We start from the raw sequence: 20,022 nt of genomic DNA on the forward strand, positions 1-20,022 counted from the left end.
ACGGAAGGGAATTCTGACAGTCTTGCGTACAGGCATAAACGTAAAGTTACCGCCCCTTGACCGAAATTGTCGCAGCGCTGCAAGCGTTGATGACCGATCAGTCGTTAAGCTTCGCCGAGCCCTGAGCGTGCCTGTGCACGTTCGACGCCTGGTTTTACCGTCCGCCTTGCCACGGGTTGGCTATCGTTGATCCGTACACGGCGCACGCAGCGACGCTTCAATTATTACAAAGCCCAAGCGGAGTACCACAGATGGCGTTCTTCACCGCAGCCAGCAAAGCCGACTTCCAGCATCAACTGCAAGCGGCCCTGGCGCAGCACATCAGCGAACAGTCCCTGCCACAAGTGGCGCTGTTCGCCGAGCAGTTCTTCGGCATCATCTCTCTGGACGAACTCACCCAACGCAGGCTTTCCGACCTGGCCGGCTGCACCCTGTCAGCCTGGCGCATCATCGAGCGTTTCGACCCCGAATACCCGCAAGTGCGGGTGTATAACCCTGATTACGAACGCAACGGCTGGCAATCGACCCATACCGTGGTCGAAGTGCTGCACCACGACCTGCCGTTCCTGGTCGACTCGGTGCGCACCGAGCTCAACCGCCGCGGCTACAGCATCCATACCCTGCAAACCACCGTGCTCAGCGTGCGCCGTGGCGCCAAGGGCGAGCTGCTGGAGCTGCTGCCCAAGGGCACACAGGGCGAGGGCGTGCGTCATGAGTCGCTGATGTACCTGGAGATCGACCGTTGCGCCAATGCCGCCGAACTGACCGTGCTGACCCGCGAGATCGAGCAGGTGCTGGCCGAGGTACGGGTGGCCGTGGCCGACTTCGAACCGATGAAGGCCAAGCTGCGTGAAGTGGTGGCGCAGGTGGAGCAGACCGCCTTTGGTCCTGCCCAGAACGAGAAGGGCGAGGTCAAAGCCTTCCTCGAGTGGCTGCTGGACAACCATTTCACCTTCCTGGGCTATGAAGAATTCACCGTCAAGCGCGACGCCGACGGCGGCCAGATGGTCTACGACGAGCAGTCGTTCCTCGGCCTGCCGCGCCGCCTGCGCGTGGGGCTGACGGCCGAAGAGCTGCGCATCGAAGACTACGCCGTGGCCTACCTCAACGAACCACTGTTGCTGTCGTTCGCCAAGGCCGCACTGCCCAGCCGCGTGCACCGCCCGGCCTACCCGGACTACGTGTCGATCCGCCAGCTGGACGCCGACGGCAAAGTCATCAAGGAACACCGCTTCATGGGCCTGTACACCTCTTCGGTGTATGGCGAAAGCGTGCATGCCATTCCGTACATCCGTGTGAAGGTGGCTGAAGTCGAGCGCCGTTCGGGCTTCGACGCCAAGGCCCACCTGGGCAAGGAACTGGCCCAGGTGCTGGAAGTGCTGCCGCGCGACGACCTGTTCCAGACGCCGATCGACGAGCTGTTCACCACCGTCATGGCGATCGTGCAGATCCAGGAGCGCAACAAGATCCGCGTGTTCCTGCGCAAGGACCCTTACGGCCGCTTCTGCTACTGCCTGGCCTACGTCCCGCGGGAAATCTACTCCACCGAAGTGCGGCAGAAGATCCAGCAGGTGCTGATGGAGCGCCTGAAGGCCAGCGACTGCGAATTCTGGACCTTCTTCTCCGAGTCGGTGCTGGCACGCGTGCAGCTGATTTTGCGGGTAGACCCGAAAAACCGCATCGACATCGACCCGCAGCAGCTGGAACGCGAAGTGATCCAGGCTTGCCGCTCGTGGCAAGACGACTACTCGACCCTGGTGGTCGAGAACTTTGGTGAAGCCCAAGGCACCAACATCCTGGCCGATTTCCCCAAGGGCTTCCCGGCCGGGTACCGTGAGCGCTTCGCCGCGCACTCGGCGGTGGTCGACCTGCAGCACGTGCTGAACCTGTCGGAAAGCAAGCCGCTGGCGATGAGCTTCTACCAGCCGCTGACCCAGGTGGGCGAGCGCATCCTGCACTGCAAGCTGTACCACGCCGATACGCCCCTGGCGCTGTCCGATGTGCTGCCGATCCTGGAAAACCTCGGCCTGCGTGTGCTCGGCGAGTTTCCGTACCGCCTGCGCCATGCCAATGGCCGCGAGTACTGGATCCACGACTTCGCCTTCACCTACAGCGAAGGCCTGAGCCTGGATATCCAGCAGCTCAACGACACCCTGCAGGACGCTTTCATCCACATCGTGGGCGGCGATGCCGAGAACGATGCCTTCAACCGGCTGGTGCTCACCGCCGGCCTGCCATGGCGTGACGTAGCGCTGTTGCGCGCCTACGCCCGTTACATGAAGCAGATTCGTCTGGGCTTTGACCTGGGCTACATCGCCAGTACCCTGAACAACCACACCGACATTGCCCGCGAGCTGACCCGGTTGTTCAAGACCCGCTTCTACCTGGCACGCAAGCTCACCCAGGACGACCTGGACGACAAGCAACTGCGCCTGGAGCAAGCGATCCTGACCGCGCTGGACGACGTGCAGGTGCTCAATGAAGACCGCATCCTGCGCCGCTACCTGGACCTGATCAAGGCTACCCTGCGCACCAACTTCTACCAGCCGGACACCAACGGCCAGAACAAGTCGTACTTCAGCTTCAAGTTCAACCCCAAGCTGATCCCCGAACTGCCCAAACCAGTCCCCAAGTTCGAAATCTTCGTCTATTCGCCGCGGGTAGAGGGCGTGCACCTGCGCTTTGGCAACGTCGCCCGTGGCGGCCTGCGCTGGTCTGACCGTGAGGAAGACTTCCGTACCGAGGTGCTGGGCCTGGTGAAAGCCCAGCAGGTGAAGAACTCGGTCATCGTACCGGTCGGCGCCAAGGGTGGCTTCCTGCCGCGTCGCCTGCCGCTGGGGGGGAGCCGTGACGAGATCGCCGCGGAAGGCGTGGCGTGCTATCGCATCTTCATTTCCGGCCTGCTCGACATCACCGACAACCTCAAGGACGGCGGCGTGGTGCCTCCGGCCAACGTGGTGCGCCACGACGATGACGACCCATACCTGGTGGTGGCGGCCGACAAGGGCACGGCGACTTTCTCCGACATCGCCAACGGCATTGCCATCGACTACGGCTTCTGGCTGGGCGATGCGTTCGCCTCGGGCGGCTCCGCCGGTTACGACCACAAGAAGATGGGTATTACCGCGCGCGGCGCCTGGGTTGGTGTGCAACGCCACTTCCGCGAGCGCGGCATCAACGTGCAGGAAGACCCGATCACCGTGATTGGCGTGGGCGACATGGCCGGCGACGTGTTCGGCAACGGCCTGCTGATGTCCGACAAGCTGCAACTGGTGGCGGCGTTCAACCACCTGCACATCTTCATTGACCCGAACCCGGAGCCTGCGTCCAGCTTTGCCGAGCGCAAGCGCCTGTTCGACCTGCCGCGTTCGGCCTGGAGCGATTACGACACCAGCATCATGTCCGAAGGCGGCGGGATTTTCCCGCGCAGTGCCAAGAGCATCGCCATCAGCCCGCAGATGAAAGAGCGCTTCGCCATCGAAGCCGACCGCCTGACCCCGACCGAGCTGCTCAACGCGTTGCTCAAGGCACCGGTCGACCTGTTGTGGAACGGCGGCATTGGTACTTACGTGAAGGCCAGCACCGAAAGCCACGCCGATGTTGGCGACAAGGCCAACGACGCGCTGCGGGTCAATGGCAACGAACTGCGCTGCAAAGTGGTGGGTGAGGGCGGCAACCTGGGCATGACCCAGCTCGGCCGGGTCGAGTTCGGCCTGAACGGCGGCGCCACCAACACCGACTTCATCGATAACGCCGGCGGCGTGGACTGCTCCGACCACGAGGTCAACATCAAGATCCTGCTCAACGAAGTGGTGCAGGGTGGCGACATGACCGAGAAGCAGCGCAACCAGCTGCTCGGCAGCATGACCGACGAAGTGGGCGCCCTGGTGCTGGGCAACAACTACAAGCAGACCCAGGCGCTATCGCTGGCGGCCCGTCGTGCCCGCGAGCGGATTGCCGAGTACAAGCGCCTGATGGCCGACCTGGAAGCCCGTGGCAAGCTGGACCGTGCCATCGAGTTCCTGCCGTCCGAAGAGCAGTTGGCCGAACGCCTGGCGGCCGGCCAGGGCCTGACCCGCGCCGAGCTGTCGGTGCTGATTTCGTACAGCAAGATCGACCTCAAGGAACAGCTGCTTAAGTCGCTGGTGCCAGACGACGACTACCTGACCCGCGACATGGAAACCGCCTTCCCGCCGTCGCTGGTCAGCAAGTTCGCCGACTCCATGCGCCGCCACCGCCTGAAGCGTGAAATCGTCAGCACCCAGATCGCCAACGACCTGGTCAACAACATGGGTATCACCTTCGTCCAGCGCCTGAAGGAGTCGACCGGCATGAGCCCGGCGAACGTGGCCGGGGCCTATGTGATCGTGCGCGACATCTTCCACCTGCCGCACTGGTTCCGCCAGATCGAGGCACTGGATTACCAGGTGCCGGCAGAAGTCCAGCTGACCCTGATGGACGAACTGATGCGCCTGGGCCGCCGTGCCACGCGCTGGTTCCTGCGCAGCCGCCGTAACGAGCAGGACGCTGGGCGTGATACCGCACACTTCGGGCCGAAAGTCGCGCAACTGGGGCTCAAGCTCGATGAACTGCTCGAAGGCCCGACCCGCGAACGCTGGATGGTTCGCTATCAAGGCTTTGTCGACGCCGGTGTTCCAGAGTTGCTGGCGCGCATGGTGGCGGGTACCAGCCACCTCTACACCTTGCTGCCGATCATTGAAGCAGCCGACGTCACGGGCCACGACCCGGCGCAGGTGGCCAAGGCGTTCTTTGCCGTGGGGAGTGCCTTGGACCTGACCTGGTACCTGCAGGAAATCAGTAACTTGCCGGTTGAGAACAACTGGCAGGCGCTGGCCCGCGAAGCCTTCCGCGACGATATCGACCTGCAGCAGCGGGCGATCACCATCTCGGTCTTGCAAATGGCCGATGCGCCGGATGACATGGACGCCCGTGTGGCATTGTGGGCTGAACAGCACCGGGTCATGGTGGAGCGCTGGCGCGCCATGCTGGACGACCTGCGCAACGCCACCGGTACCGACTATGCGATGTACGCGGTGGCCAACCGCGAGCTGGTCGACCTGGCCATGAGCGGGCAGGCGGCGGTGGTACCGTCCTGAGCCTTATGGTGCGGTAAAACAAAGCCCCGGCAGTGATGCCGGGGCTTTTCTTTTGTCTGTACCGGCCTCTTCGCGGGGCAAGCCCCCTCCCATAGGTGCCCCACTGCCTTCAAGTTCAGTGCAGCAGCTGTGGGAGCGGGCTTGCCCCGCGAAGAGGCCGGTAGAGGCTTACTTGAACCGCCGCTCCACCCCTTTTTCCACCAGGATCTTGGCGGAAATCTCTTCCACTGAAAAATGCGTGGAATTGATGTTGGGAATGTTCTCCCGGCGGAACAGGCTCTCTACCTCGCGCACTTCGAACTCGCACTGGGCAAAGCTGGAATAGCGGCTGTTGGGCTTGCGTTCGTGACGGATGGCGGTGAGGCGGTCGGGGTCGATGGTCAGGCCGAACAGCTTGCTGTGGTGCTTTTTCAGCACCGCTGGCAGTTGCAGGCGCTCCATGTCGTCTTCGGTCAGCGGGTAGTTGGCCGCGCGGATGCCGAATTGCATCGCCATGTACAGGCAGGTAGGGGTTTTGCCGCAGCGGGACACACCCACCAGAATCAGGTCGGCCTTGTCGTAGTAATGGGTGCGCGCGCCGTCGTCGTTATCCAGGGCGAAATTCACCGCCTCGATGCGTTCCATGTAGTTGGAGTTGCCGCCAATCGAGTGCGATTTGCCCACGGAATACGACGAATGGGCGGTCAATTCCTGTTCAAGGGGGGATAAAAACGAAGAAAAGATGTCGATCATGAAGCCGTTCGAGGTCGCCAGGATCTCACGGATGTCCTGGTTGACGATCGTGTCGAAGATGATCGGGCGTACCCCGTCACGTTCGGCCGCCGCGTTGATTTGCTGGACCATGGTGCGTGCTTTGTCGGGCGAATCAATGTACGGACGGGTGAATTTGTTGAACGGAATGCTCTCGAATTGCGCCAGCAAACTCTGGCCCAGGGTTTCGGCAGTGATACCGGTGCCGTCGGAGATGAAGAACGCGGTTCGTTTCATTTGCGATCTGGGCCTTAAGCTGATGACGTTTCTTGGATATGATAAGTTCGGTTTGCCGAATGCGGCTGTCGGCATTCTCACTTATTTTCCAGGTACAGGCCACAAACGCCCGGCCAAGTCACCGAAGACAGGCGGGCGCCTCTTTGAGCTTTTCCAACACAGTTAGTGGAGAGATCACCTTGGTAGAGTACGTAGTTTCCCTCGATAAGCTCGGCGTCCATGATGTAGAGCATGTGGGGGGCAAGAACGCATCCCTGGGCGAGATGATCAGCAACCTTGCCGGTGCTGGTGTATCTGTGCCGGGCGGCTTTGCCACTACGGCGCAGGCGTACCGCGATTTTCTCGAACAGAGTGGTCTGAACGACAAGATTCATGCGGCGCTCGATGCGCTTGACGTGGATGACATCAACGCCCTGACCAAGACCGGCGCGCAGATCCGCCAATGGGTCATGGAAGCCGAATTCCCGGCACGTCTGGATTCGGAAATCCGAACCGCCTTCGCCGAAATGGCTGCCGGCAACGACAACATGGCGGTGGCCGTGCGTTCCTCGGCCACTGCCGAAGACCTGCCGGATGCTTCGTTCGCCGGCCAGCAGGAAACCTTCCTCAACATCCGCGGCGTTGATAACGTGATCCGCGCGGCCAAGGAAGTGTTCGCTTCGCTGTTCAACGACCGCGCCATCGCCTACCGCGTGCACCAGGGCTTCGACCACAAGCTGGTCGCCCTGTCTGCCGGCGTGCAGCGCATGGTCCGCTCCGAAACCGGCACCGCCGGTGTCATGTTCACCCTCGACACCGAGTCGGGTTTCCGCGACGTAGTGTTCATCACTGGCGCCTATGGCCTGGGCGAAACCGTGGTGCAGGGCGCGGTCAACCCTGACGAGTTCTACGTGCACAAGAACACCTTGCAGGCTGGCCGCCCGGCCATTCTGCGTCGCAACCTGGGCAGCAAGGCGATCAAGATGGTCTATGGCGAAGAAGCCAAGGCCGGCCGCTCGGTCAAGACCGTCGAAGTCGACCGTGCCGAGCGCGCGCGCTTCTGCCTGACCGATGCCGAGGTCAGCGAGCTGGCCAAGCAGGCCATGATCATCGAGCAGCACTACCAGCGCCCGATGGACATCGAGTGGGCCAAAGACGGTGACGACGGCAAGCTGTACATCGTGCAGGCACGCCCGGAAACAGTGAAAAGCCGTTCCAGCGCCAATGTCATGGAACGCTACCTGTTGAAAGAAAAGGGCACCGTGCTGGTCGAAGGCCGCGCCATCGGCCAGCGCATCGGCGCCGGCAAGGTTCGTGTGATCAACGACGTATCGGAAATGGACAAGGTCCAGCCGGGCGACGTGCTGGTTTCCGACATGACCGACCCGGACTGGGAACCGGTGATGAAGCGCGCCAGTGCCATCGTTACCAACCGCGGCGGCCGCACCTGCCACGCGGCGATCATCGCCCGTGAACTGGGTATTCCGGCCGTAGTCGGTTGCGGCAACGCCACCCAGGTGCTCAAAGACGGCCAGGGTGTGACGGTGTCCTGCGCCGAAGGCGACACCGGCTTCATCTTCGAAGGCGAGCTGGGCTTCGACATCAAGCAGAACTCGGTCGATGCCATGCCGGAGCTGCCGTTCAAGATCATGATGAACGTCGGCAACCCGGACCGTGCGTTCGACTTTGCCCAGTTGCCCAACGCCGGTGTCGGCCTGGCGCGGCTGGAGTTCATCATCAACCGCATGATCGGCGTGCACCCCAAGGCGCTGCTCAATTATGCGGGCCTGCCGCCGGAGCTCAAGGAAAGCGTCGACAAACGCATTGCCGGCTACAACGACCCGGTCGGCTTCTACGTCGAGAAACTGGTCGAAGGCATCAGCACCTTGGCTGCAGCGTTCTACCCGAAAAAGGTCATCGTGCGCCTGTCGGACTTCAAGTCCAACGAGTACGCCAACCTGATCGGAGGCAAGCTGTACGAGCCAGAAGAAGAAAACCCGATGCTGGGCTTCCGCGGTGCTTCGCGTTACATCAGCGAATCGTTCCGTGACTGCTTCGAGCTCGAGTGCCGTGCGCTGAAGCGTGTACGCAACGAGATGGGCCTGACCAACGTCGAGATCATGGTGCCGTTCGTGCGGACCCTGGGCGAAGCCAGCCAGGTCGTCGACCTGCTCGCCGAAAACGGCCTGGCCCGCGGTGACAACGGCCTGCGCGTGATCATGATGTGCGAACTGCCGTCCAACGCCATTCTGGCTGAAGAGTTCCTTGAGTACTTCGACGGCTTCTCGATCGGCTCCAACGACCTGACCCAGCTGACCCTGGGCCTGGACCGGGACTCGGGCATCATTGCCCACCTGTTCGACGAGCGTAACCCTGCGGTGAAGAAGCTGCTGGCCAACGCCATTGCCGCGTGCAACAAGGCCGGCAAGTACATCGGCATTTGCGGTCAGGGCCCATCGGACCACCCGGACCTGGCCAAGTGGCTGATGGAGCAGGGCATCGAAAGCGTGTCGCTGAACCCGGACTCGGTGCTCGAGACCTGGTTCTTCCTGGCCGAAGGCCAGGGCGCGGCCTGACGCAGTAAAACGCGGGGGGACGTCTGGCGTGCCCCCGCCTGGTTTTTTCCAGGGCGTGTTCCAGTAATGGTTCCCGCCCTTTTTTGTGCACCAAGCAACCTTATGCAAAGCAGCAGCACTCTATTTCCCGTGGCCCTGCTCAGTGCCGAGCGGCGCGGCGACCTCAGCGAAGACGTGTACCGGATCAAGGCTGGCAACAGCCCCGACCCTAGCGTCGAGCTTGCCCTCACCCGTCTGGGGCTTGCCGATCAGGGGCAGGCCTTTGGCGTGCCGGTCATTCTCCTGCACGGCAGTTTTTCCAATCGGCGTTTCTGGTATTCGCCCAAAGGGGTTGGCCTGGGCGCCTATCTCGCCCGTGCCGGTTTCGATGTGTGGATCCCGGAAATGCGCGGCCATGGCCTGTCGCCGCGTAACCGCGCCTGGCAGCACAACACTGTTGCCGCCTATGCCCGTGATGACCTGCCACTGATTGCTGCGTTCGTGCGCGAGCAGTCGGGCCAGGCGCCGCACTGGGTAGGCCACTCCCTCGGCGGCACGACCCTGGCGGCAGCCTTGGGCGGTGGTTTTCTGGCTGCCGGGCAGGTGGCCAGCGTGGCACTGTTCGGTACCCAGATCAGCCGCGTCTATTGGCCGCTGAAAGTGCCACCGCTGGCCTGGGGCGCGAAGCTGTTGCTCAAGCGCTGGGGGCAGATCTCCGGGCCGCGCTTCAAGCGTGGGCCGGAGGATGAGCCGATCGGTCTGGCGCTGGAGAGCATGCGCTGGCACGGCCTGTTCGGGCGCTTTGGCGACAAGCAGAGCGACTGGTGGGCGGGGCTGGCAGAGGTGGATGTGCCGCTGCTGGCGGTGGCTGGCGCGGGGGACTTCCAAGACCCGGTGTGGGCCTGCCGCAAGCTGTTCGAGCAACTGGGGGGTGAGCGCAAGCAGTTCCTGCGGCTTGGGCGTGAGGAAGGCTTCGACGCCTTCGGGCATGTCGACATGCTGGTGAGCAAGGCTGCGCAGGTGCAGGTGTGGCCGCTGGTGGAACGCTGGTTGCGTAACCCGCTGTTGCCGGTGCACGAGTCCATTGTGGCTGTAGAGCCTTTGCCAGCCAGCTGACCTTGTTTTGTCTGTACCGGCCTCTTCGCGGGTGAACCCGCTCCCACTGGGATTACACAGCACTGAAGTCTTGTGATATCCCTGTGGGAGCGGGTTCACCCGCGAAGAGGCCCGCACAGGCTGAAGATGACCGTTTGGTCCTTGGTGACTACGACAGCCTCCAAGGTGTAGCCTTGGCCGATACCCGCTTTCGTTGTGACTGACAGGAGCCTCCCCATGCAGCATTACGTAACGCCCGACCTGTGTGACGCCTACCCGGACCTGGTGCAGGTGCTGGAACCGATGTTCAGCAATTTTGGCGGCCGTGATTCGTTCGGCGGCCAGATCGTGACCATCAAGTGCTTCGAAGACAACTCGCTGGTCAAGGAGCAGGTCGAACTCGACGGCAAGGGCAAGGTGCTGGTGGTCGATGGCGGTGGCTCGCTGCGCCGTGCGCTGCTTGGCGACATGCTTGCCGACAAGGCCGCCAAGAACGGTTGGGAAGGCCTGGTGATCTATGGCTGCGTGCGTGACGTAGACGTATTGATCCAGACCGATGTCGGCGTACAGGCCCTGGCCAGCCACCCGATGAAAACCGACAAGCGCGGCATCGGCGACCTCAACGTGGTGGTGACTTTCGCCGGGGTAACCTTCCGCCCGGGCGAATATGTGTATGCCGACAACAATGGCGTGCTGGTCTCGCCAAGCCCGCTGAAGATGCCGGAGTGATGCGCCGCACGCGCTGATGGAGCTTTGATGTTCGAGGAAGACAACGCGCAGTGGGGGCTGGTCCATGCCCTGGTGCTCGATGGTAAAGGTAGCGCCCGCCCGATTGCCCGTACCGAACTGGACGACTTGCAGCTGCAACCTGAGCAGAGCCTGTGGCTGCACTGGGATCGCAGCCATCCACAAACCCGCACCTGGCTGCTGCATGACAGCGGCCTGAGCGAGTTTGCCTGCGAGCTGCTGCTGGAAGAAAACACCCGGCCGCGCCTGCTGCCCATGGCTGACGAACAGCTGTTGCTGTTTTTGCGCGGGGTTAACCTCAACCCGGGCGCAGAACCCGAAGACATGGTCTCGGTGCGTATCTTCGCCCAGGCGCAGCGGGTCATATCGTTGCGCTTGCGCCCATTGCGCGCCAGTGACGAGATTCTTCAGTTGCTGGAGCAGGGCAGGGGGCCGAAGTCGGCTTCCGAACTGCTGCTGCTGATGGGCGAGCTGCTGACCGAAAAGGTCCAGGGCCTGGTCAGCGACCTCTCCGAACTGGTCGACCTGGAAGAAGAAAAGGTCGAAGCCGACGAACGGTACACCCCGGAGAACGGCAGCCTGCAGCAGATCCGCCGTCGTGCAGCGGGCCTGAGGCGTTTTTTGGCACCGCAGCGGGAAATCTATGCCCAGCTGTCGCGCAGCAAATGGGGCTGGTTTGCCGATGCCGATGCCGATTACTGGAACGAGCTGAACAACAGCCTGATCCGCTACCTCGAAGAGCTTGAGCTGACCCGCGAGCGCGCTGCGCTGGTGCTGGAGAGCGAAGATCGCCGGCGCAGCGAGCGGATGAACCGCACCATGTACCGCTTTGGCATCATCACTTGCATCTTCCTGCCCATGAGCTTCATCACCGGGTTGCTGGGCATCAATGTCGGCGGCATCCCGGGGGCGGAAAACCCCTATGGCTTCCTGTTCGCCTGCCTCGTCGTGCTGGGGCTGGCGGTGGGGCAGTGGTGGATGTTCCGGCGGTTGCGATGGGTCTAGGTGTTCATTTTGAAACATTCGTGCCAATCGGATGTGTGACCCATTGCCCGGCCATCTCGTCTCTTGCTGACACTGCGCGAGGTGCACATGCACGATCCGTTTGAAGAATCCCTGCGTGACCTGCTCAAGGCGTCACCCTCCGGCAATGACCGGGATGACCTGGACGACGCTGCTTGCCTGGGTCGCGTGCTTAAAACTGCCAACCGTCAGGTTGGCGCGGGTGATCTGTTCAGCCTGCTTGGCCGCTGGAGCCAGGCGCTGCTGATTGCCGTCAATAATGGCTCGGCGCATGTCGCGCCGGTGCGTCGACACTCTTCCCGCAACGCTGCCAGCGGCAGCAAAGCAGATAAGGCCGATTGAATATGGAACTCGATCTCTGGACCCAGAGCCTGGTCACCGCGATGACCGCCCTTTGGACCAAGGTAGCGAACTTCATCCCCAACCTGTTCGGCGCGCTGGTCGTGGTGCTGCTCGGTTTCGTGGTGGCCAAGCTGCTCGACACGCTGCTGTCCAAGCTGCTGGCCAAGCTTGGCCTGGACCGCCTGATGGCCGGCACCGGCCTGACCAAGATGCTCGGCCGGGTCGGCATCCAGGTACCGATCTCTACCTTGATCGGCAAGATTGTCTACTGGTTCGTGCTGCTCATCTTCCTCGTCTCGGCCGCTGAATCGCTAGGCCTGGAGCGGGTTTCGGCCACCCTGGACATGCTCGCCCTGTATTTGCCGAAAGTATTCGGCGCGGCCTTGGTGTTGCTGGTCGGCGTGCTGCTGGCACAGGTGGCCAACGGCCTGGTGCGCGGCGCCGCCGAAGGTATCGGCCTGGAGTACTCGGCGGGCCTTGGGCGTATCACCCAGGGCTTGGTGATCATCATCAGCATCTCGGTGGCCATCAGCCAGCTGGAGGTGAAAACCGACCTGCTGAACCACGTGATCGTCATCGGGCTGATTACCGTTGGTCTGGCGGTAGCCTTGGCCATGGGCCTTGGCAGCCGTGAAATTGCCGGGCAGATTCTGGCCGGAATTTACGTGCGCGAGCTGTACCAGGTCGGCCAGCAGGTGCGAATTGGAGAGGTCGAAGGGCATATTGAAGAAATCGGCACGGTCAAGACTACGTTGCTGACCGATGATGGCGAACTGGTGTCGCTGTCCAATCGAGAGTTGCTCGAGCAGCGCGTCAATAGTCGCTAACCGCACAAAAGCTGTTAATGTATGCCGCCGCGAAATTCGACCCACGGGGTCGCGCGGCGACATTGACCTGACTGTCGGCCAGATCCGTTTTGAATAAAGTTCATTCGCCGCCCATGCGTTATGACCCCCGCGAGCTCACCGACGAAGAGTTGGTGGCGCGTTCGCATGAGGAGCTGTACCACGTTACCCGCGCCTATGAGGAGCTCATGCGGCGCTATCAGCGAACCCTGTTCAACGTCTGTGCGCGTTATTTGGGGAACGACCGTGACGCGGACGATGTCTGTCAGGAAGTGATGCTCAAGGTGCTGTACGGGCTGAAGAACTTCGAAGGCAAATCCAAGTTCAAGACCTGGCTCTACAGCATCACCTACAACGAGTGCATTACCCAGTACCGCAAGGAGCGCCGTAAACGCCGGCTGATGGATGCCTTGAGCCTGGACCCTGTTGAAGAGGCGTCCGAAGACAAGGCACCGAAACCGGAAGAAAAAGGCGGGCTGGACAAGTGGCTGGTGCATGTGAACCCGATTGACCGGGAGATTTTGGTGCTGCGTTTTGTCGCAGAGCTGGAATTTCAGGAAATTGCAGACATCATGCACATGGGCCTGAGCGCGACGAAAATGCGTTACAAGCGCGCGCTAGACAAGCTTCGTGAGAAATTTGCCGGCCTGGATGAAACTTAGTGGCGTGCAAATATCTCTAACGAACCGGCGAGTTCTGCTAGACTTGCCGTCGAGTTGTCCCCCTTGTTTGTGGTGGGACTGCTTAACTATCACCAGATGGGGATTTAACGGATGAAATTGAAAAACACCTTGGGCTTGGCCATTGGTTCGCTCGTAGCCGCTACCTCGATTGGCGCTATGGCACAAGGCACAGGCGCTGTGGAAGTCGAAGGCTTCTACAAGAAAGAGTTCTTCGACAGCCAGCGTGACTTCAAGAACGACGGCAACCTGTTCGGCGGCTCGATCGGTTACTTCCTGACCGACGACGTTGAACTGCGCCTGGGTTACGACGAAGTTCACAACGCTCGTGGCGAAGACGGCAAGAACATCAAGGGCTCGAACACCGCCCTGGACGCCGTTTACCACTTCAACAACCCGTATGACGCAATCCGTCCGTACGTTTCCGCTGGTTTCTCGCACCAGTCGCTGGGCCAGACCGGCCGTGGCGGTCGTGACCACTCCACCTTCGCCAACGTTGGCGCTGGTGCCAAGTGGTACATCACCGACATGTTCTATGCCCGTGCCGGCGTAGAAGCTCAGTACAACATCGACCAGGGCGACACCGAGTGGGCCCCAAGCGTTGGTGTTGGCCTGAACTTCGGCGGTAGCCCGAAGCAAGCCGAAGTCGCTCCAGCTCCAGTAGCTGAAGTGTGCTCCGACTCCGACAACGACGGCGTTTGCGACAACGTCGACAAGTGCCCAGACACCCCGGCCAACGTTACCGTTGACGCCGACGGCTGCCCGGCTGTTGCCGAAGTCGTTCGTGTTGAGCTGGACGTCAAGTTCGACTTCGACAAGTCGGTCGTCAAGCCAAACAGCTACGGCGACATCAAGAACCTGGCTGACTTCATGAAGCAGTACCCACAAACCACCACCGTGGTTGAAGGTCACACTGACTCCGTGGGTCCAGACGCTTACAACCAGAAGCTGTCCGAGCGTCGTGCCAACGCTGTCAAGCAAGTCCTGACCCAGCAGTACGGCGTAGAATCCAACCGTGTTGACTCGGTTGGCTACGGCGAAACCCGTCCGGTTGCTGACAACGCCACCGAAGAAGGCCGTGCTATCAACCGTCGCGTTGAAGCTCAGGTAGAAGCTCAGTCCAAGTAATTGGCCTGATGCTTCATGAAAAACCCGGCCTCGGCCGGGTTTTTCTTTGCCTGGGTTTTAACCGGCCTCACAGCCTGCTCCTGCAGTGAAGGGTATTCAGCCCGCGATTGAAACCAGCTCCAGAGCCTGCTGTTCCCCGACCACTTCCCCAATCACCAGAATCGCCGGGCTACGCAAGCCAAACCCACGCGCATCTTCAACCATGCCTCGCACATCGCTCCTGCACTCCCGCTGCTGCGGCATCGAGGCATTCTCGATCATCGCCACTGCGGCTTGTTGCAGGGCGCGTACCGCCTTGAGGGTGAGCAGTTCAGGGTCGCCAGGGCCGGCACCCACCAGCCAGACTTTTGCACTCATCAGGTATTCCTCATCGGCAGGGTCCGCTCAGCCTTTTTGCAGGCTGAACAGCAAAATCAGGTTGAACAGCAGGGACAGCAAGGCCAGGGTGCGCCATACCTTCAGCGGCTCACGCTCCAGCAGTGGCCGTGGCCGGGTGGGCAGCTCCTGGCGGTCGCCGCGTTCAAGCAGCAGCAACCAGTGTTCGGCCGTTTCGAAGCGTTGCGCCGGGTCGGCGGCCACCGCCTGTTGCAGGTTGTGCTGCAGCCATTCCGGCAGGTCGGGGCGGTAGCGCGCGGCGTTGACTGGCTGGCCGAAGCGCGGGCGCTGGAAGGCTTCCACCTCGCCATACGGGTAGTGACCGGTCAGCAGGCGGTACAGCGTCACGCCCACGGCATACAGGTCTTGGCGCGGGCTGGGCGGTTGGCCGTCAAACGCTTCCGGGGCGAGGTACGAGGGTGTGCCGGGCACGTCGTGCAGCGGGTCTTCGGACAGGCCTGGGCAGTAGGCCAGGCCGAAGTCCAGCAGGCGCAGCTGGCCATCGCTGCCCAAGTGCAGGTTGTCTGGCTTGATATCGCGGTGCAGCAGGTTGCGCCGGTGCAGCACGCCGACCGCCTGCAGCAGTTGCCGGGCCATTTCCAGCCACTGTGGCAAGGGCAGCGGGCCGTGTTCGGCCAGCAGCGTTGCAAGGGTCTGGCCGGGGTATTCGCGCATCACGTAGTACAGGTGCTGGCGCTGGCTGGCGGCATGCAGTTCGGGGAAATGTCGGCCAGCGACCCTGCGCAGGAACCACTCCTCCAGTAATAGTCCTTGCGCCGCTTTTGGCTCCTGCTCGCGTGCGGCAGGCAGGGTTTTTAGCAGCCACGCTTGACCTTGGCCGTCGCGCACCCGGTAGACCAGGGACTGGCGGCTGTGTGACAGCAGCTGTTCGGTGAGCCAGCCATCGATCACCTGGCCTTCGCGCAGCGGGCCGGGTACCGACCCCTGCTGCAGCTGTGCCAGGGTGTCGCCGAGGTTGGCCGTGCCCAGTTGCTCGACCTGCACCAGCAAGGCACTGGCGTTGTCCTGGCTGCCATTGAGGTGCGCACTGGTAACCAGCGTGTCGACGGCCAGTTGCAGGTCGGGCTGCTCACGCAACACCGCCTGTATATGCTGGTCGCCCAGGCTGGCCCAGACGCCGTCGCTGACCAGCAAGAAGCATTCACCCGCCTGCAGCTCGCCCTCCAGATAATCCACCAGCAGGTGTTGATCCAGGCCCAGCGCGCGTTTCAGCACATGCTGCATGCCCGGCTGGTCCCACACGTGGTCTTCGCTCAGGCACTGCAGGTGCCCGGCGTGCCAGCGGTACACACGGCAGTCGCCAACATGGGCCAGGGTGAAGCGCCGGCCCCGCAGCACCAGTGCGCTGAGGGTGGTCAACAATGGCTGACCGCTGCCTTGGGCACGCAGCCAGCGGTTCTGTGCCAGCAGCAGGCGGTCGAGGGCCTGGGCCACGCTCCAGGTGGCGGGGGTGGCGTAGTAGTCCAGGGCCAGCGCTTGCAAGCTGGCGCGTGCTGCCAGGCCACCATCGGCGCATTGGCTGACGCCGTCGGCAAGGGCGAACAGGTAGCCCTTGCTGGCGGCCAGCTCTGGCGCCGGGGTAACCAGGCGCAGGGCGTCCTGGTTTTCCTCGCGCGGCCCGGTGGCGCTGGCCTGGGCGAAACTCAGTTGCAGGCTCATCGAGGTGCCTCAGACCCGCGCCGCAGTGACTGCAGCCGAGCCCCAGGTGGTGCGCCAGCGCTGTTTCACGCCGTGCAGGCCGAACCAGGCCAGCAGGCCGAGGCTGGCGAACAGCCACAGCCCCACCTGGTAATCGCCGGTGTGCTGTTTGATGGTGCCAAGCCCGGCGGCCAGCAGGAAGCCACCGATGCCCCCGGCCATGCCGATCAGCCCGGTCATTACGCCGATTTCGTGACGGAAGCGCTGCGGTACCAGCTGGAATACCGCGCCGTTGCCCGCGCCCAGGCCGAGCATGGCGCTGATGAACAGCGCCAGGGCGGCGGCAGACGGCAGGTTGAAACCGACTGCGGCTATGCAGATGGCTGCAACGCTGTACATGCCCAGCAAGGTGCGGATACCGCCGAAGCGGTCGGCCAGGGCACCGCCGAGAGGGCGCATCAGGCTGCCGGCGAACACGCAGGCCGCGGTGTAGTAGCCAGCGGTGACCGGGCTCAAACCGTACTGGTCGCTGAAGTAGCCAGGCAGGGCACTGGCCAGGCCGATGAAGCCGCCGAAGGTGACACTGTAGAAGAACATGAACCACCAGCTGTCACGGTCGCCGAGGGCCTTGAGGTAGTCAGCCATGGCCTTTGGTTTTGGGCGCTGCGGGGCGTTGCGCGCCAGCAGGGCGAACACCACCAGCGCCAGTGTCAAAGGAATCAGCGCAAAGCCAAACACATTGTTCCAGCCAAAACCCGCGGCCAGCGCCGGCGCCAGCAGGGCGGCGAACACTGTGCCGGAGTTGCCGGCGCCGGCAATGCCCATGGCCTTGCCCTGATGCTGCGGCGGGTACCACTGCGACGCCAGCGGCAGCGATACGGCGAACGAAGCGCCGGCAAAGCCGAGGAACATGCCCAGCAGCAGCACCTGTTCATAGCTGTGTACGCCGAAGTGCCAGGCCACCGCCAGCGCGACGATCACCACCACCTGGCCGATCACGCCGGCGGTCTTGGGCGACAGGCGGTCGACCAGTACGCCCATGGCAAAGCGCAGTACTGCCCCGGCCAGGATCGGCATGGCCACCATCAGGCCCCGTTGTTGTGCGCTCAGTTGCAGGTCACCGGCAATCTGCACCGCCAGCGGGCCCAGCAGGTACCAGACCATGAAGCTCAGGTCGAAGTACAGAAACGCAGCGAACAGCGTGGGCACATGCCCGGATTTCCAGAAGCTGGTACTCATCGAACACCTCACTTGGCAATGCAGCGGAACGAAAAAGACGCCGCTACCCGCTCCACGGAGGTGGAGGGGAGAGCGACGTCTTTGTCGGGATTTAAGTGGGGCAACCGCCGTTGGCTACCGGTGCAAATACATCAGCAAGAGCCGGGCCAATTCGGAATATCGAGCAGCGCGGACTTTGTGGGAGCGGCCTTGTGTCGCGATAGGGCTGCGCAGCAGCCCCATGATTTCAGCTTCGCCACTGAATTTGCCGGGGCTGCTGCGCAGCCCTATCGCGACACAAGGCCGCTCCCACAAAGGCCTGCACTGCTAGCCGAGCATTTCATGCATGGCAATGATCTGCTCTGCCACCTGAATCAGCTTCTGCTGCCGGCTCATGGCCTGGCGGCGCATCAGGGTGTAGGCCTGTTCTTCGTTGCAGTCTTTCATTTTCATCAGCAAACCCTTGGCCTGCTCGATGCGTTTGCGTTCGGCCAGTTGCTGGTCGCGTGCCACCAACTGCGCCTTCAGTGCCTGATCGCTTTCGAAGCGGGCCATGGCCACATCCAGAATGGGCTGCAACCGGGCGGCATGGATGCCTTCGACGATATAGGCACTGACGCCCGCCTGAATCGCCTGGCGCATCACCCCGGGGTCATGCTCGTCAGTGAACAGCACGATGGGGCGCGGCTGGTCACGGCTGACCAGCACCACCTGTTCCATCACATCACGGTCAGGTGAGTCGGTGTCGATCAGCACCACATCCGGGCGCACCGTTTCGATGCAGGCGGGCAGGTCGATGGTCAAGCCTGGGGCTTCGGTGACCTCGAAGCCCGCCTCGATCAGCGCCGCCTTGAGGCGGCCAAGTTTGTGCTGGGTGTCGTCAATCAGCAGGATGCGCAACATGTAGGTCTCCCTCACACGCCGACGCGGGCTTCGGGCAGGTCGCCCAATGCATGCAGGCTGAAACTGCGGGCGTAGCCGTAGGGGTCGCTGCCGTCCCAGCAGGTGCCGTCGATCAGCAGGCTGCTGCGCATCGGCAGCGAAGGGCACGCTACGCCCAGGCTTTGCGCCGCCTCGCTGTACAGTGCCAGTTGCTGTACCTGGCGGGCCACGCCGAGGTAGTCGGGGTCTTCGCGCAGCAGGCCCCAGCGGCGGAACTGGGTCATGAACCACATGCCGTCGGACAGGTATGGCAGGTTGGCCCGGCCGTGGTCGAACAGGCGCAGGGCATGCCGGTCTTGCCAGTGGTTGCCCAGGCCATCCTGGTAGTGGCCGAGCAGGCGTGGCTCGATACTCGCCAGCGGCGTATCCAGATAAGCGCTGCCGCTGAGCAGTTGCGCGGTGCTGCGGCGGTTTTCCGGGCTTTGCTCGATGAACCGGCTGGCGGCGAGGATTGCCTTGATCAGGGCGCGGGCGCTGTTGGGGTACTGTTCGGCGAAGGCGCGGGCGCAGGCCAGGACCTTTTCCGGGTGGTCCGGCCAGATCGACTGGCTGGTGGCCAGGGTGAAGCCTTGGCCCTTGGCGACCGCATCAGCGGCCCAGGGCTCGCCCACGCAGAAGCCGTCGATGCGACCGGCCTGGATGTGTGCGGCCATCTGTGCCGGTGGCACCACCACGCTGTCGACGTCGCGCAGTGGGTGGATGCCCTGGCTGGCCAGCCAGTAATACAGCCACATGGCATGGGTGCCGGTGGGGAAGGTCTGGGCGAAGGTCAGCCGTGCGCCTTGCTGGTGCACCAGCCGCGCCAGTGCTTCAGGGTTGGTCACGCCTTTGCGCTGCAGCGCCGGGGACAGGTTGATGGCCTGGGCGTTCTGGTTCAGTCCCATGAGCACGGCCATATCACTGGCGGGTACCCCGCCAATCCCCAGATGCACGGCGTAGGCCAGGCCATACAGGCAGTGCGCCGCGTCCAGCTCGCCGCTGACCAGCTTGTCGCGAAGCCCCGCCCAGGAGCCCTGGCGGTGGACGTTGAGGGTAAGTCCGTGTTGTTGGGCGAAGCCCTGGGTGGCCGCGACCACCACCGAGGCGCAGTCGGTCAGGGCCATGTAGCCGATGTTCAGGCTGGGCTTCTCGGGCGCATCGCTGCCGTTGACCCAGGCCAGGGGCGTTGCTCGGGGTACAGTGTTCACAAGGTTCCTCGCCTGTACTGATTAGGCTGTGGGCCAAACCGGTGCAACCGATGTGCCAGGGCTGCACTGGCCCATGATTTGCTGTCCTGCCAGCGCCACGGTGGCTATAATCGCCCCCTCACTTACCCCGAGCCTTGCCTGCC

At 62.7% G+C, this 20,022-nt stretch carries 14 protein-coding genes and 2 pseudogenes; 9 read left to right on the top strand and 7 right to left on the bottom strand.

The window, feature by feature from the left end:
- Nucleotides 1–251 precede the first annotated feature (251 nt).
- On the top strand, nt 252–5,117 hold the full coding sequence (locus tag OZ911_RS07790; RefSeq protein WP_023047423.1) for an NAD-glutamate dehydrogenase: 4,866 nt from the start codon (nt 252–254) through the stop codon (nt 5,115–5,117).
- Nucleotides 5,118–5,285: 168 nt separating this feature from the next.
- Here the strand turns inward: OZ911_RS07790 and ppsR are convergent, their stop codons facing one another.
- A complete protein-coding gene (ppsR, locus tag OZ911_RS07795; RefSeq protein WP_016485587.1) occupies nt 5,286–6,104 on the bottom strand; it encodes a posphoenolpyruvate synthetase regulatory kinase/phosphorylase PpsR in 819 nt (272 codons plus the stop codon).
- A gap of 179 nt (nt 6,105–6,283) precedes the next feature.
- On the opposite strand from ppsR, the gene ppsA reads away from it, so the two are divergent.
- The 8 genes from ppsA to OZ911_RS07835 all read left to right on the top strand — a co-directional run bounded on the left by ppsA (nt 6,284) and on the right by OZ911_RS07835 (nt 14,498).
- The gene (ppsA, locus tag OZ911_RS07800) at nt 6,284–8,659 is read left to right on the top strand and encodes a phosphoenolpyruvate synthase (RefSeq protein WP_016485588.1); all 2,376 of its coding nucleotides are present in this window, start codon (nt 6,284–6,286) and stop codon (nt 8,657–8,659) included.
- Nucleotides 8,660–8,761: 102 nt separating this feature from the next.
- Nucleotides 8,762–9,754, top strand: a complete 993-nt coding sequence (locus OZ911_RS07805) for an alpha/beta fold hydrolase (protein ID WP_031311814.1) — start codon at nt 8,762–8,764, stop codon at nt 9,752–9,754.
- Nucleotides 9,755–9,970: 216 nt separating this feature from the next.
- Nucleotides 9,971–10,462, top strand: coding sequence for a ribonuclease E activity regulator RraA (gene rraA, locus OZ911_RS07810; RefSeq protein ID WP_016485590.1), 492 nt, complete (start codon nt 9,971–9,973; stop codon nt 10,460–10,462).
- A 27-nt stretch (nt 10,463–10,489) separates the two neighbouring features.
- Nucleotides 10,490–11,485, top strand: coding sequence for a divalent cation transporter CmaX (gene cmaX, locus OZ911_RS07815; RefSeq protein WP_016485591.1), 996 nt, complete (start codon nt 10,490–10,492; stop codon nt 11,483–11,485).
- Between the two features lie 87 nt (nt 11,486–11,572).
- On the top strand, nt 11,573–11,845 hold the full coding sequence (locus OZ911_RS07820) for a hypothetical protein (RefSeq protein ID WP_024717346.1): 273 nt from the start codon (nt 11,573–11,575) through the stop codon (nt 11,843–11,845).
- A gap of 2 nt (nt 11,846–11,847) precedes the next feature.
- Nucleotides 11,848–12,672, top strand: a complete 825-nt coding sequence (locus OZ911_RS07825; protein ID WP_016485593.1) for a mechanosensitive ion channel family protein — start codon at nt 11,848–11,850, stop codon at nt 12,670–12,672.
- A gap of 113 nt (nt 12,673–12,785) precedes the next feature.
- The gene (gene sigX, locus OZ911_RS07830) at nt 12,786–13,352 is read left to right on the top strand and encodes an RNA polymerase sigma factor SigX (protein WP_003248665.1); all 567 of its coding nucleotides are present in this window, start codon (nt 12,786–12,788) and stop codon (nt 13,350–13,352) included.
- 111 nt (nt 13,353–13,463) lie between these two features.
- The gene (locus tag OZ911_RS07835) at nt 13,464–14,498 is read left to right on the top strand and encodes an OmpA family protein (RefSeq protein WP_016485594.1); all 1,035 of its coding nucleotides are present in this window, start codon (nt 13,464–13,466) and stop codon (nt 14,496–14,498) included.
- 96 nt (nt 14,499–14,594) lie between these two features.
- Here the strand turns inward: OZ911_RS07835 and OZ911_RS07840 are convergent.
- The 6 genes and pseudogenes from OZ911_RS07840 to OZ911_RS07860 all read right to left on the bottom strand — a co-directional run.
- Nucleotides 14,595–14,765, bottom strand: a pseudogene (locus tag OZ911_RS07840) (uroporphyrinogen-III C-methyltransferase); the annotation flags it as partial.
- A 27-nt stretch (nt 14,766–14,792) separates the two neighbouring features.
- Nucleotides 14,793–14,855, bottom strand: a pseudogene (locus tag OZ911_RS28865) (uroporphyrinogen-III C-methyltransferase); the annotation flags it as partial.
- 27 nt (nt 14,856–14,882) lie between these two features.
- The gene (locus OZ911_RS07845) at nt 14,883–16,553 is read right to left on the bottom strand and encodes a bifunctional protein-serine/threonine kinase/phosphatase (protein ID WP_023047421.1); all 1,671 of its coding nucleotides are present in this window, start codon (nt 16,551–16,553) and stop codon (nt 14,883–14,885) included.
- 9 nt (nt 16,554–16,562) lie between these two features.
- On the bottom strand, nt 16,563–17,771 hold the full coding sequence (locus tag OZ911_RS07850; RefSeq protein ID WP_070086735.1) for a nitrate/nitrite transporter: 1,209 nt from the start codon (nt 17,769–17,771) through the stop codon (nt 16,563–16,565).
- Between the two features lie 306 nt (nt 17,772–18,077).
- Nucleotides 18,078–18,653 carry an ANTAR domain-containing response regulator gene (locus tag OZ911_RS07855; RefSeq protein ID WP_016485598.1) on the bottom strand — a complete coding sequence of 192 codons (576 nt, stop codon included), beginning with the start codon at nt 18,651–18,653 and terminating at the stop codon, nt 18,078–18,080.
- Between the two features lie 11 nt (nt 18,654–18,664).
- Entirely contained in the window at nt 18,665–19,879 is a 1,215-nt protein-coding gene (locus OZ911_RS07860) for a CmpA/NrtA family ABC transporter substrate-binding protein (RefSeq protein ID WP_024717345.1), read from the bottom strand.
- Nucleotides 19,880–20,022: the final 143 nt, after the last annotated feature.

The sequence above is a fragment of the Pseudomonas fortuita genome, from assembly GCF_026898135.2.
Taxonomy (GTDB): Bacteria; Pseudomonadota; Gammaproteobacteria; order Pseudomonadales; family Pseudomonadaceae; genus Aquipseudomonas; species Aquipseudomonas fortuita.

Coding starts and splice junctions, on each gene's coding strand:
- OZ911_RS07790 (WP_023047423.1), top strand. CDS start 252: ATGGCGTTCTTCACCGCAGCCAGCAAAGCCGACTTCCAGCATCAACTG.
- ppsR (WP_016485587.1), bottom strand. CDS start 6,104: ATGAAACGAACCGCGTTCTTCATCTCCGACGGCACCGGTATCACTGCC.
- OZ911_RS07805 (WP_031311814.1), top strand. CDS start 8,762: ATGCAAAGCAGCAGCACTCTATTTCCCGTGGCCCTGCTCAGTGCCGAG.
- rraA (WP_016485590.1), top strand. CDS start 9,971: ATGCAGCATTACGTAACGCCCGACCTGTGTGACGCCTACCCGGACCTG.
- cmaX (WP_016485591.1), top strand. CDS start 10,490: ATGTTCGAGGAAGACAACGCGCAGTGGGGGCTGGTCCATGCCCTGGTG.
- OZ911_RS07820 (WP_024717346.1), top strand. CDS start 11,573: ATGCACGATCCGTTTGAAGAATCCCTGCGTGACCTGCTCAAGGCGTCA.
- OZ911_RS07825 (WP_016485593.1), top strand. CDS start 11,848: ATGGAACTCGATCTCTGGACCCAGAGCCTGGTCACCGCGATGACCGCC.
- sigX (WP_003248665.1), top strand. CDS start 12,786: ATGCGTTATGACCCCCGCGAGCTCACCGACGAAGAGTTGGTGGCGCGT.
- OZ911_RS07835 (WP_016485594.1), top strand. CDS start 13,464: ATGAAATTGAAAAACACCTTGGGCTTGGCCATTGGTTCGCTCGTAGCC.
- OZ911_RS07845 (WP_023047421.1), bottom strand. CDS start 16,553: ATGAGCCTGCAACTGAGTTTCGCCCAGGCCAGCGCCACCGGGCCGCGC.
- OZ911_RS07850 (WP_070086735.1), bottom strand. CDS start 17,771: ATGAGTACCAGCTTCTGGAAATCCGGGCATGTGCCCACGCTGTTCGCT.
- OZ911_RS07855 (WP_016485598.1), bottom strand. CDS start 18,653: ATGTTGCGCATCCTGCTGATTGACGACACCCAGCACAAACTTGGCCGC.